Origin of the sequence: Sinorhizobium psoraleae (assembly GCF_013283645.1) — a bacterium.
In the GTDB taxonomy this organism is placed as follows: domain Bacteria; phylum Pseudomonadota; class Alphaproteobacteria; order Rhizobiales; family Rhizobiaceae; genus Sinorhizobium; species Sinorhizobium psoraleae.
Map to the genome: position 1 here is coordinate 1,326,581 of NZ_JABEKV010000001.1, position 12,365 is coordinate 1,338,945.

The 12,365-nt window shown below is 63.1% G+C and carries 11 protein-coding genes and 1 tRNA gene; 11 read left to right on the forward strand and 1 reads right to left on the reverse strand.

Annotation, left to right across the window (positions count from 1 at the left end; translation table 11 throughout):
* Window positions 1-184 precede the first annotated feature (184 nt).
* A complete protein-coding gene (locus ILFOPFJJ_RS06125; protein ID WP_173509638.1) occupies window positions 185-553 on the forward strand; it encodes a hypothetical protein in 369 nt (122 codons plus the stop codon).
* 260 nt (window positions 554-813) lie between these two features.
* Here ILFOPFJJ_RS06125 and ILFOPFJJ_RS06130 read toward each other — a convergent pair whose 3' ends face one another.
* A complete protein-coding gene (locus ILFOPFJJ_RS06130) occupies window positions 814-1,599 on the reverse strand; it encodes an SIMPL domain-containing protein (protein ID WP_173509639.1) in 786 nt (261 codons plus the stop codon).
* 152 nt (window positions 1,600-1,751) lie between these two features.
* Here ILFOPFJJ_RS06130 and ILFOPFJJ_RS06135 point away from each other — a divergent pair.
* The 10 genes from ILFOPFJJ_RS06135 (at window position 1,752) to ILFOPFJJ_RS06180 (ending at window position 12,304) form a co-directional block, all read left to right on the forward strand.
* Window positions 1,752-1,827: transfer RNA gene (locus tag ILFOPFJJ_RS06135), tRNA-Ile, on the forward strand.
* A 292-nt stretch (window positions 1,828-2,119) separates the two neighbouring features.
* Window positions 2,120-2,380: a hypothetical protein gene (locus ILFOPFJJ_RS06140; RefSeq protein ID WP_173509640.1), complete on the forward strand. Its 261-nt coding sequence runs from the start codon at window positions 2,120-2,122 to the stop codon at window positions 2,378-2,380.
* Between the two features lie 386 nt (window positions 2,381-2,766).
* Window positions 2,767-3,726: a LysR family transcriptional regulator gene (locus ILFOPFJJ_RS06145; protein ID WP_312032688.1), complete on the forward strand. Its 960-nt coding sequence runs from the start codon at window positions 2,767-2,769 to the stop codon at window positions 3,724-3,726.
* Window positions 3,727-3,737: 11 nt separating this feature from the next.
* Window positions 3,738-4,673: a LysR family transcriptional regulator gene (locus ILFOPFJJ_RS06150; RefSeq protein ID WP_282438581.1), complete on the forward strand. Its 936-nt coding sequence runs from the start codon at window positions 3,738-3,740 to the stop codon at window positions 4,671-4,673.
* A 175-nt stretch (window positions 4,674-4,848) separates the two neighbouring features.
* On the forward strand, window positions 4,849-6,909 hold the full coding sequence (locus ILFOPFJJ_RS06155; protein WP_173509643.1) for a hydantoinase/oxoprolinase family protein: 2,061 nt from the start codon (window positions 4,849-4,851) through the stop codon (window positions 6,907-6,909).
* Complete coding sequence (locus ILFOPFJJ_RS06160; protein ID WP_173509644.1) at window positions 6,909-8,678, forward strand: hydantoinase B/oxoprolinase family protein; 1,770 nt, start codon at window positions 6,909-6,911, stop codon at window positions 8,676-8,678. Before ILFOPFJJ_RS06155 ends, ILFOPFJJ_RS06160 begins: the two co-directional genes overlap by 1 nt.
* Window positions 8,679-8,699: 21 nt before the next feature.
* Window positions 8,700-9,524 (forward strand): NAD(P)-dependent oxidoreductase, encoded by an 825-nt coding sequence (locus tag ILFOPFJJ_RS06165; RefSeq protein ID WP_173509645.1) that lies wholly within the window; start codon window positions 8,700-8,702, stop codon window positions 9,522-9,524.
* A gap of 101 nt (window positions 9,525-9,625) precedes the next feature.
* On the forward strand, window positions 9,626-10,621 hold the full coding sequence (locus ILFOPFJJ_RS06170) for an ABC transporter substrate-binding protein (RefSeq protein WP_173509646.1): 996 nt from the start codon (window positions 9,626-9,628) through the stop codon (window positions 10,619-10,621).
* A 28-nt stretch (window positions 10,622-10,649) separates the two neighbouring features.
* Complete coding sequence (locus tag ILFOPFJJ_RS06175; RefSeq protein ID WP_173509647.1) at window positions 10,650-11,459, forward strand: ABC transporter ATP-binding protein; 810 nt, start codon at window positions 10,650-10,652, stop codon at window positions 11,457-11,459.
* Window positions 11,460-11,470: 11 nt separating this feature from the next.
* On the forward strand, window positions 11,471-12,304 hold the full coding sequence (locus ILFOPFJJ_RS06180; protein WP_173509648.1) for an ABC transporter permease: 834 nt from the start codon (window positions 11,471-11,473) through the stop codon (window positions 12,302-12,304).
* Window positions 12,305-12,365: the final 61 nt, after the last annotated feature.

Here is a 12,365-nt window from a genome sequence, read left to right on the forward strand (position 1 = left end):
AAATGCGAGGGGCCGAAGGCAGCGAATCGTCTTGCGTCTTCGTTTCTCCCACGCGCGATCCATTAACCTGAACAGCACATGAACGGAGGGTTCCGGTACCGTTCAGTTTATCCGGTCTATGGTGGCTCAATGATCGAGAGCGGTAATCGCCAATTTCGAACCTTCGCCATACCGGAGAAAAGCTATGAAAAAGTTCCTCGTCAAAGCCGCCGTTGCCGCCGTCATCGGGTTGACCGGTCTTGCGGGTGCCGCCACCACGGCTTCCGCTGAATCGCTGATATTCGAGTTTGGCTCGCCACGCGGCGTCGATGTCCAGTACCGCGACTACGATCGCGACGACTGGCGCCGGGATCGCCCCCGCTGGGGCCGTGAGCGCCGCGGCCGTTGTGACCCGTGGCTTGCCGTCGAAAAGGCACGTGATCGCGGCCTGCGCCGGGCCCATGTCGCCAATGTCGCGCGGCGCCAGGTCGTCGTCGAGGGTCGCCGCCATGGTTACCGCCAGGCAATCATCTTCGCCAATGTGCGCGGATGCCCGGTAATCGGCCGCTGGTAAACTGCCGGATTTCCGTCTCGTCTCCCCCGGCTGGCGGAAACAAGCCCCTCGCGGTCTCCGTGAGGGGCTTCTGATTCGATAAAGCCCCGCGCGAAGCGACTCGCCCGGGGCTTTCAGTTGTCTTCGCGCGAAGGGTCCAGCCCTTTGAAACTACAGCGCCGCGCGTCTCGTCAGATGCGCAAGGAACGCTGTAAATTGCCCTGGCGCTTTTAATCTCGGGCGAACAGAGGATTCCTTGTCCGCGCCGAGTCGGGGTTGCATCACTGATCGATAGCGAAGGTCACGTTGACCGTGACGTTGTAGGTGTTTTCACCGGTCGCAATCGGAACGGCATCGGCGGCGAATTCCTTGGCCATGCTGCGCACCATCGGAACCGGTTCCGGGCGCGAGGCCTGTTCCGAAATCTCGATCAGGCGGCCGAGCGAGACGCCGGCGGCTTCGGCCAGCACCTTCGCCTTCACGACGGCATCGGCCACGGCAGCCTTGCGGGCCTCGGTGATGACATCGTCGGGCTTGTCCCTGGTGAACTCGATGCCACCGCCCTGGTTGACGCCGAGCGTCACGGATTTGTCGAGGACCTCGCCGAGTTCGCTCAGTTCACGCACGCGGACTGTGACGCCGTTGACTACCTGATAACCGATCAGTTCCGGCGGGCGGTTGCTGCCATCGTTGTTCTGCGGATAGTGGTACTGCGGGTTGATCGAGAAGCCGCTGGTCTGCAGGTCGCGCTCGGCAATGCCGCCTTGCTTGAGCGCCGCAAGCACCTCCGCCATCGCCTTGTTGTTGGCGTCGAGCGCCTCACGCGCGGTCTTGGCATCCTTGACGACGCTCAGTTGCACGATCGCCATGTCGGGCGCTGCGGTTGCGCGGCCCTCACCGGAGACCTTGATCAGCGCCTGCCGGCCCCGCACGCCGTCCGGACGCCCATTGCCGCCCCCCTTGTTGCCGTTGCTGTCATCCGCGAGAGCGGTAGCCGCAAAGGCGCCGGCAAGGGCAGCGGCCATGGCAGCGACATGGGCCGTGCGGGCGATGCGTGTAGAAAGCATGACTATTTCTCTCCGGTTGTTTTATGCCGAACTCTTGCTTATCGATTGTGTAGGCATTGCGGCAATGGGTTGTCGTCAAAAAGGTTTTCCGCTAGAGCCATTGCGACCCGCGAATTACCATTGGTTCGCGGTCACCGGCGAACGACCGGCACGGGCCTGTAGCTCAATGGTTAGAGCCGGCGGCTCATAACCGCTTGGTTGGGGGTTCGAGTCCCTCCGGGCCCACCATTTCTGTCTTCGGACGTTGTTTTTCCATCGTTTTTTCCCGGGGTTAAGCGGCTGATTTTCTTGGAATTCGGCGTTCCCTCCGGGCCCACCATTCTCTTTTAAATTCAACGACTCGTTTGGATGAGCCGATTGGCTGGCCACTCGGCTCCTTTGCCGCGAGCGCGTTCCTCTGGTGCGCCGTGGCATCTCGGCGAGTCGCTGCTGTTCGGCCTCTCGCAACCAACCCATTCGTCACAAGAAGGAACCTTCGCGGGTGCCATGGGTTGAGACCTCGAAAGAAAGGATTTGGAAGATGAGCGATCCCAAATACGATGACCTCACCGACCAGCCGATGCCGTCTCCGACGTGGAAACCTGACGCCAAGGAGATGCACGTGGATCCCCAACCACTTCCCGACCACGCCGCAGAATCCGGCACGGAAGATGCTGACCAGCCGCCGGCAAGGAGTGGCCAGACGGAGCGGCGCGAGAAGCCCACGGAAGGAGCCGGAAAAGACAATCCGGTCCACCATACTGGTCGGGTCCCGCCGAAGGTCACTAAAGGTCAGATTTGACGTCTCGGCAATTTCGGTTTGCCGCTGGTCGTCGATAATGTGGCCTGTGGCGAACGACGAGAGGGGATGCCGCAGCGCTTGGCGTGCAACGCACGTCAGCATGGATCGTTGAGGCCGACGAGTTCGAGCTTCTGATCTTCGATGTGGATGCGAAAGGGCAGCAGTTTGTGTCCTGTTTTGGCGAAGCGTCTTCCCCAAATGTGTCGGCCCCTTCCTTGTGCTCATGTCGCCGACTGGAGCGAACGACTCCGTATCGTCGCTGCATGAGATCCGTACGGGCTTGACCGACCGTGGCTGTAAGTCGACTTGTTGGAGAGAAAACGCCATTGCGTGCTCGGCACCGCGGGCGATAGCATTGCGGCGAGCCATGGATTTGGGAGGAGACCATTAATCTCAGGCAGCTTCGTTATTTCGTGAAGGTGGTCGAGACCGGGAATATTACCCGGGCGTCGGAGAGCATGAACGTCGCGCAGACGGCGCTCGGCCAGCAGATCAGGCACCTGGAGGAATCGCTCGGCGTTCGGCTTCTCGTGCGCCATTCGCGTGGCATTTCGCTGACGGAGCCAGGTGAGGTTCTGCACCGGCACGCGCTTGCCATCCTCAGTTCCGTCGAAGAGGCACGTCGGGACGTGATGGCCCGCGGCGTCGCGCGACGAGAGGTCGTCAATCTCGGCGTCACGCCCAGCATTCAGGCGCTGATCGGGCCGGAGCTCCTTCTTGCCGCCCGTGAGGAGATCCCGGGAATTTCCTTCCGCGTCGTCGAGGAGCTAAGCTTCATCCTGATCGACGCGCTGCTGCGTGGTGAACTCGACATCGCATTCGCCTACGAATTCCAGAACCGTCCGGGGCTTGCGGCGACCGCTCTCATCGAGGAGGAACTGCTTTTCGTCGCCGGCGCCGGTTCCCGTGTGCTCGGAGATTCGATTCCGTTCGAGGATGCGATCCGCACCGACCTGGCGCTCGTCAGCGACCGCGATATCGTGTGGCGGCTGATCCACGACGCGGCGGGCCGGCAAGGGCTTCCTGTAAACGTCGCCTTCGAGGTGCAGTCGATGCCGGCGATCAAGACGCTGGTCGCGCGGGGAGCGGCCACCAGCGTCGTGCCCTACGGGGTGGTGGCGGAGGAAATCCAGCAGGGGCTGATCGTCGCCTGTCCGATCCGCCAGCCGTCCCTCAGGCGGACACTCTTCCTGAACCGCATGTCGGATGCGCCGTCTTTCATTCACGAAGCGGCGTTGCTGGCCCTTCTCGACAGGATGATTGGCCGGCTTGCCGAGAGGATGGGGCCTTACGGCAACGTGATCGGCAGGGTGCTGCCGCGTCGACATGAGGAGGCTCAGCCATAAACCTTCGGCAGCTGCGCTATTTCGCGATGGTGGTCAAAACCGGCGGCATGTCGCACGCCGCGTCCCGGCTGAAGCTTGCCCAGACCGCGATCAGCATTCAGATTCGCGACCTCGAAAGCGAGATCGGCGTTAGCCTTTTCGAGCGGCATTCGCGCGGGGTTGTGCCGACGAAGGCGGGCGAGGTGCTCTACGAACGCTACAACGAACTCGAGCGATTCCTGGAGCGCACGCTTGAGGACGTGCGGTCTGCCGCCGGCAACCCGGCACCGCGGCCTTTCGTCATCGGCTTGACGCCAAGCCACATGCGCCTTGTCGGCGCCGACGTGCTGATCGCGGCGGGTACAAAGCTGCCTGCGACATCGCTGAAACTGGTCGAGGAGTTGAGCTTCGCGCTGATCGCTGCGCTTGAGCGCAAGGAAATCGACCTTGCTTTTGCCTATGACGTCGACGGGCGTCCGGGACTGGTGCGGGAGGCGGTGATCGAGGACGAACTGCTGTTCGTGACTGCGCGCGCCAACGCTGTACACGACAGCCCGATCAGCTTTGCCGACGCCCTTCAAGAGGAGCTCTTCTTTGCCGGTGAGCGTGGCATCGTCACGCTTGTCCGCCGCATGGCCCAGCGCCTGTCGCTCGAACCGCGCATCGTTTCCGACATGCAGTCAGTGCCGGCGATCCGCGCGCGCATCGCCGAGGGTGGCGCCAGCCTTCTGCCCTATGGCAGCGTCGCCGACGGCGTGAGCCGCGGCATCTTCGCCATCCGCAGGATAGAGCGTCCCGTGCCGAGCCGCACGCTTTACATGGTGAGCCGGCGCGAGGAGCGCTCGCTTCTGGAAGACGAAATCATCGGACCGTTCCTCAAGGACGTGGTTCGTTACATTTGCCGCGCCTCGGCGCCTTACGCGATCATCGTCGATCCGCGTTTCGACAGCGCCGGAACGTCTTCCTGACACCCTGCGGTCTCATCCAGCCATAGCGAAAAACTTATAGCTCGCCGCTTTCAACGGTCTTGGACAGGCCGTCTACGCGCCACTAGCTTGTCTTATATCAAATCCGGCGCGGTCAGGAGAGAGCACCGGGCGGCCCGGACACCAAGCCGCATGAAGCGCATCAGGGAGGCACCGCATGGGAGGCTATCGCGTGACCGTCGACACCGGCGGGACGTTTTCGGACTTTGTCTATCTCGACGAAACAACGGGAGAGACGTCTATTTCCAAGGTTCCATCGACGCCGGACGACCCGTCGCGCGCAATCCTTTCCGGGATCGATATTCTGCTGGGGCGCGGCGTGCGTCCGGACGAAGTGAGCTATTTCTGCCATGGTACGACGGTCGGGACGAACGCGCTCCTGGAGGGTAAAGGAGCGAAGACCGGGCTTCTGGTGACCAAAGGTTTTCGCGGTATCTACGAAGTCGGCGAACAGGCGCGTCCGCATGGGCCGGCGATCTTCGATATCCTCTATGAAAAGCCTCAGCCGATCGTGCTGCCGTCGCTGACCGGCGAAGTCTTGGAGCGGGTGGTCCACGACGGCAGCGTCCTTGCCGAACTCGACGAAGCTGCGCTTCGCGAGACGCTTGCGGAACTCCGCGGCCGGGGCGTCGAATCCGTCGCCGTCTGCCTGCTCTTCTCCTTCCTCTACCCGCGCCACGAGGAGCGGATTCGCGAGATCGTCCGCGAGGAGCTGCCGGACTGCGAGGTTTCGCTTTCGTCGGAAATCGTGCCGCAAATCCGCGAATACCACCGTCTGAGCACGACGGTGATCAATGCCTACCTGCAGCCGGTGCTTGCCCGCTACATCGCCCGGCTCGCCGAGCGGCTGGAGGCGGCGGGCGTGAAGACGCCGCAGAAATACATCATGCAGTCGAACGGCGGCATGGCGACATTCGAGGCAACGGCGAAGAAAGGCGTCACCACCGTGCTTTCCGGTCCCGCGGGCGGCGTGACCGCGAGCGTCGCGATGGCGCGCTCGACCGGTTACCACGACATCGTCACCTTCGACATGGGCGGCACATCCTGCGACGTGGCGCTGATCAAGAACGGCGCCCCGGTGATCGCCAACCGCGGCAAGGTCGAGGGCCGCGACATCGCAATGCCAATGATGGACATCAATACGGTCAGCGCCGGTGGCGGTACAATCGCCGAAGTCGACCGCTTCAGCGTCCTCCAGGTCGGGCCGGAAAGTGCCGGCGCTATTCCAGGCCCCGCGTGCTACAGCCGCGGCGGCACCAAGCCAGCGATTACCGACTGCAACCTGCTGCTCGGCTATCTTTCGGAAGAAAACTTCCTCGGCGGCAAGATGCGCCTCGATGCGCAGAAAGCGCGCCTTGCAGTCGAAACCCACGTGGCGCGCCCGCTCGGCATGGACGTGCTGGAGGCGGCCGAGGGCATCGTGCGGATCATCAACGTCAAGATGGAGGAGGCGATCAAGGCCATCTCGACGATGCGCGGCCACGACCTGCGCGATTTCATGCTGCTGCCTTTCGGCGGCGCCGGTCCGCTGCATGCCGCCCGCATCGCCCGCGAGCTCGGCATGGCCGGTCTCGTCGTGCCGCTGCATGCCGGCGTGTTCTCGGCCATGGGCCTGGTAATGTCGGATGTCACGCATGACTATGTGCGCTCACGGCTGACACCGCTCGACGGCGCCTCGGCGAGCGAACTCAACGCAATTTTCGCCGGCATGGAAGGGCAGGCGCTTGCCGACCTGGCAGAGGAAGGCTTCCCGGCGGACCGCATCCGCATCGAGCGGGCTCTGGACCTCCGATATGCCGGGCAGGGGTATGAACTGACCGTTCCGATCGGTGCGCTGGCCGATGCCACGGATGTCGATGCCGTGCGCAGCGCCTTCGATGCCGCGCATGAAGTGATGTTCGGCCACAAGGCGTCGGGCGAATCCGTGGAGATCGTCTCCTACCGGGTCAAGGCCGTCGGCCTCGTGCCGCCGGTCGACGCCAAGCGCTACCAGCCGAGCGGCGGAACGCTTGCCGACGCCTTTCTCGGCCGCCGTCCGGTCCGTTTCGATGGAGAGAACCTCGATTGCGCCGTCTACCAGCGCGAGCGTCTCGACGTCGGACTCGTCTTTGCCGGGCCGGCCGTCGTGGAACAGTTCGATTGCACGACCGTCATCCTGCCGGGCCAGCAGGTTCGGGTCGACGAATTCAAGAATCTCATCGTAACGGAGGTCGCGTGATGCTGCAGCGTAGCGCTTCGCTTGGCAGGCCCACTGCCGTCGAACTTGAAGTGATCCGCGCGAGCCTCGGCGGCATCGTGCAGGAAATGCAGAACTCGCTGTTCCGCACCGGCTTTTCAACCATCATCCGGGAATCGCAGGATGCTTCCTGCGCGCTGCTCGACGCCAATGCGGCGGTCATCGCCCAGCATGTGGTCCTGCCGCTGCATATCGGTGCTTTCCCGGCGTGCACGCAAGCCGTGCTGCACGCCTTTGCCGGCGACATCGCGCCCGGCGACGCGTTCCTAATCAACGACCCTTACGAGGGTGGCAGTCCGCATGCGCCGGACATGGCGGTGATCACGCCGCTCTTCTTCGAGGACACGTTGGTCGCCTTCTGCGCCAGCATCGCGCACAAGGGCGACATCGGTGGACCGGTGCCAGGCAGTTGCTCCGGCCAGGCGCGTGAAGTCTTCAACGAAGGCCTGCAGCTGCCGCCGGTGCGCTATCAGCGCAATTTCCTGCCCTTCGGCGACGTCGAGCGGATCATTGCCGCCAACAGCCGCACGCCGGAATTGGTGCTCGGCGATATTCGCGGCCAGTTGGGCTCCGCGCGGCTTGGCGAGCGCCGGCTTGCCGCCCTTCTGGAAAAGTTCGGCTTGGCCAAATGCGTTGCGGCCTTCGATGAATTGGGCAGCATCGCCGAGCGGCGGATGCGGGCGATCATCAAGACGTGGAAGGACGGCGTCTTCGAGGCGGAGCGCTATGTCGACGACGACGGCGTCGAGCTGTCGAAGCCGGTGTGTATCCATGTCCGGGTGGAAAAAACAGGCGACGCCATCCGCTTCGACTTCACCGGCTCGGCCGATCAGACGCGAGGGCCGGCGAACATCCGCCCGCCGCTCGTCCAGGCGGCCTGCGCCTATGCGCTGATCTCGCTGGTCGATCCGAATATCTTCATCACCAGCGGCATCTTGCGCGCCTTTACAGTCGAGACGCGGTCGTCAAGTGTGCTGAATCCGCGTTATCCGGCGCCGGTCAACACCTACAATCCGACGGTGCACGCGGTCGTCGACGCGATCTTCGCGGCGCTCGGGCAACTGGTGCCGGAACGTTCACGAGCCGATGGCTGCGGCAGCCGCTCGATCATCCTCGGCGGCCGCGGCACCAATACCGGCAGCAGCTACGTGCAGTACGAGATCGTCGGTGGCGGAGCGGGCGCGCGCTCGACACGCGATGGGGCCTCGGGAACGACGGTCAACCAGAGCAATGCCAAGATCGCGCCGGTGGAGATCATCGAGAGCGAGTTCCCGACCCGGCTGCTTGCCTTTGAATTGATCCGCGACTCGGGTGGAGCGGGCAAGTTTCGCGGCGGCCTCGGTATCCGGCGCAAATATCTGAACCTCGCTGATGCGCGTTTCTCCATCCGCTCGACCAAGCACGTCATTCCCGCCGAGGGCTATGCCGACGGCCTGCCGGGCCGGACCGGCGATATCAGGATCAATCCGGATGAGGATAGCTGGAAGCGCCTGCCTTCGCGCTACGCCGACTATCCGCTTAAGGCCGGTGACGTGTTCGAACTCGAAACGCCGGGCGGTGGCGGTTACGGCGATCCGCTGACGCGCGATCCGGCATCGGTGCTTGCCGACGTCAGGGAAGGGTATGTCTCGGTCGAGGCGGCGGGGCGCGACTATGGCGTGGTGTTGGTGGCGGGGCCGAAGGGTCCGCGCCTCGACGGGGAGGCGACGCAGCGACTGCGAGCGGCGCGGTCGAAGGCCGGGGCGGCTTGAAGCGAGATCAGGAGGAAGACAATGGATGGAATTGTGAACACAAAACCGACCGCTGGCGTAATCGGCCTCGGCGCCATGGGCCACCAGATGGCCCGACACCTGAAGGAGAAGGGCTTCAGCGTTGCCGGCTATGACATCTCAGTCGAAGCCACGGCCAAGTCGCAGGCGATCGGCATTCCGACCAGGGCGGATATCGCCGAGGTCGGCAGCGGCGCCGAGGTCGTCGTCGTCATGGTCCAGACCGACAAACAGGTCGTCGACGTGATCGGCGAGGGCGGACTTCTCGCATCTCTGGCACCGGGATCGGTCATCTGTATTGCGAGTTCGATCGCGCCAGACACCTGCCGGCAGCTCGAGCGGGAGGCGGCCGAGAAGGGTATCGGCGTTCTCGACACGCCGGTGGTGCTTGGCCAGGAAGCGGCCGACAACGGCACGCTGACGGTCTTCGTCGGCGGCGAAGCGAAATGGCTCGAGAAGGCGCGCCCCGTGCTCTCTGCCTTCGGCGGCAACATCCTGCATATCGGACCGAGCGGCACCGGCCAGATCGCCAAGACAGCCAACAACATGCTGTTGTGGGCGTGCATCTGTGCGAACTTCGAGGCGCTCAGCCTCGCGAAGCAGCTCGGTGCCGATGTGCCGACGCTGGTCTCTGCGCTGATGCACTCTTCCGGTGCCAACTGGTCGCTGTCGCGCTGGGGCAAGAGCACCGGCAAATGGGCGGAGAAGGACATGGACGTCGCCCTCGACCTCGCTCAGAGCGTCAAGCTGCCCTTGCCGCTTAACGGCCTCGTCGACCAGCTCATGAAGTCGATGAACAGGGAACGAATGCAGAGCCTGCTTAGCTAAGACTGCCGCGTGTTTCGAAGCATGCGGTGATTCAAACTGTTGCCCTCAACCCGAAGCTTGGAGGAGAGCCGGGTGAGGGCGAGCCAACTGTGGAGGAGAGCATGAGAAATCTATTGAAAGTTGTTTGTGCGGCGGGGTTGAGCCTGCTTGCCGGCGTCATCTCGCCGGCAGCGGCGGAAGAAACCCTTACAAAGGTGAACGTCGCCTATGACGGCTTCACCATGACGAGCGCGCCGATCCAGTACACACTTGCCAAGGGCCTCTTCAAGAAGCATGGGCTGGACGTCAACCTCGTTTATGTCGAGGGCGGCTCCGTGCTTACCCAGGCGCTTGTCGGCGGTTCGATCGATATCGCCCAGAACGGCTACACCCCGTCGATTGCCGCCGCCGTTGCCGGTGCCGACGTCGTCATCATCGGCAGCATGGCCAACAAACTGCCGTTCCAGCTCGTCGTCGATGCCTCGATTCAGAATGCCGACCAGCTGCGTGGCAAGAGTATCGCTATCAGCAAGCTCGGTTCGTCGACGGATACCGCCGTCAAGTTCGCGCTGAAATCGCTCGGACTGGAGCCGTCGGACGTCAATATTCTGCAGCTTGGCGGCGAGGGCACGCGGGCGGCTGCCTTTGAAACCCGCCAGGTGCAGGGGTTGATGTCACAATATCCGCGCACGCAGGAGATGGTCGATGCTGGCTCGAAGATGCTCGTGGACGTGACCGAGATCGTCAAGGACTATCCGAACACTGCCTATGTGACCTCACGGAACTACCTTTCCGAGCACCCCGACGTCGTCAAGCGTTTCTTTATGGCGATGGGCGAGGGCCTCCACGGCTTTCGAGCCAACCCGCAGGACGCGATGGAGGTAACGGCATCTTTCCTGAAGCTCGAGAAGGGGCCGTCGGTAGAGCAGGCGTTCCGCTTCTATTCGGAGAAGGTGTTCCCGCAGGACCTGCGTCCCTCGATGCCGGGCGTGGGTGCCGTTCTGGCCGAGCTTTCAAAAACTCTGCCGGCTGCCGCCTCCGTGAAGCCGGAAGCGATCGTCGACACAAGCACGCTCGATGCGCTCGACAGCGAAGGCTTTTTCAAAGCGCTCGATTGAAACTGCGAACAAGGCGGGAGGAAAACCCATGTTGCAGGCAACGCCGGTCAAGCTGAAGGCCGACAGCGTCAGGCTGAATTATTACAACGATCGCACCAAGCGCGATCTGAGCGTACTCGACGGCATCGACTTCAGTGTCAACGAGGGTGAACTCGTCAGCATCGTCGGCCCGAGTGGCTGCGGGAAATCGACCTTTCTCGCCGCCGTCGACGGCCTCGTCTCGATCGATGGCGGCAGAATCCTGATCGACGAACGGGAGGTGACGAAACCGGGGCCGGATCGCGGCCTCGTCTTCCAGCAGGATTCGCTCTTTCCCTGGCGTACGGTCCAGCGCAACGTCGCCTACGGTCTGGAGATCCAGAAGATTTTCAGCAAGGAGGAGATTGCCGCACGGGCGCGCAAGTTCGTCGAGCTTGTCGGGCTCGCCGGCTTCGAGGACAGCTATCCGAGCGAACTTTCCGGCGGCATGCGCCAGCGCGTCAACATTGCAAGGGCGTTGGCCGTCGATCCGGAGTTGCTGCTGCTGGACGAGCCCTTCGCGGCGCTCGACGCGCAGACGCGCGAGTTCATGCAGTTCGAGTTGCTGCGCATTCTCGACCGGGCCCAGAAAACCGGCGTGTTCATTACCCACCAGATCGACGAGGCGATCTTCCTCTCCAACCGGGTCGTCGTGTTTTCGGCACGCCCGGCGAAGGTGAAGGAAATCGTCGAGATCGACCTGCCGAAGGAGCGCACGCTCGATCTGAAGCATACGCCGCGCTTCATGGAGATCTTTCGCCATATCTGGCGGCTGATCGAAGAGGAAAGTGCCCGCATGGGCCTTCTGCGCGTTCATTGAGGGAGCGAGAGATGACGTCCGTTACCGAAGAACAAGAAATCCCAAGGCAGCGCAAGTCGGAATTCGCCGTCTACGAGTTCCTGGTGCGCCACGAGAACGCCTTGCTGGGCGGCTTCACCATGATCATGGCGCTCCTGCTTTGGGAGGCGGTCGTCCGCCTCGATCTCGTTAATCCGCTCTTCACCAGTTCGCCGAGCCGCATCATCGCAACAGGCTATGCGATGTTCGCCGACGGCAGCATCTATCCGCACCTCGCCATCAGCGGACTGGAACTGCTGGTCGGCTATGGGCTGGCGATCGTCGTCGGCGTCCCGCTCGGCATTCTGATGGGCTGGTATCGTCGCTTCAACGCGGCACTCGATCCGATCATCTCGGCGCTCTACGCGACGCCGCGCATTGCGCTCCTGCCGCTGATCATGATCTGGTTCGGCATCGGCCTCGGCTCGAAGTTCGCGATCATCTTTCTGAGCTCCGTGTTCCCGATTCTCATCAACACGACCGCCGGCGTGCAAACCGTCGAGCGCGACTACATCAAGGTGGCCCGTTCCTTCGGTGCGAACGACCGGCAGATGTTCCTGACCGTCGCTTTCCCGGCGGCCGTTCCTTTCCTGCTAACGGGCCTGCGCCTCGGGCTTGGCCACGCGCTGATCGGCATCGTGGTGGGCGAGATGTACTCGGCACAGGCGGGCGTCGGCTATCTCATCTCCGTTGCCGGCGCCACCTTCCAGACCGACCGGGTCATGTTCGGCATCATTCTGATCGCGGCCGCCGGCGTCGCTCTCACCAACATACTCAGGATGATCGAGCGCCGCTTCGACCGGTGGCGGCCGGACAACAAGCTCTAGTCTCCTGGCCGGCTCTCAGCGGCCGGCCGGATCACTCCACACCAAAGAACGGTAGGACAGA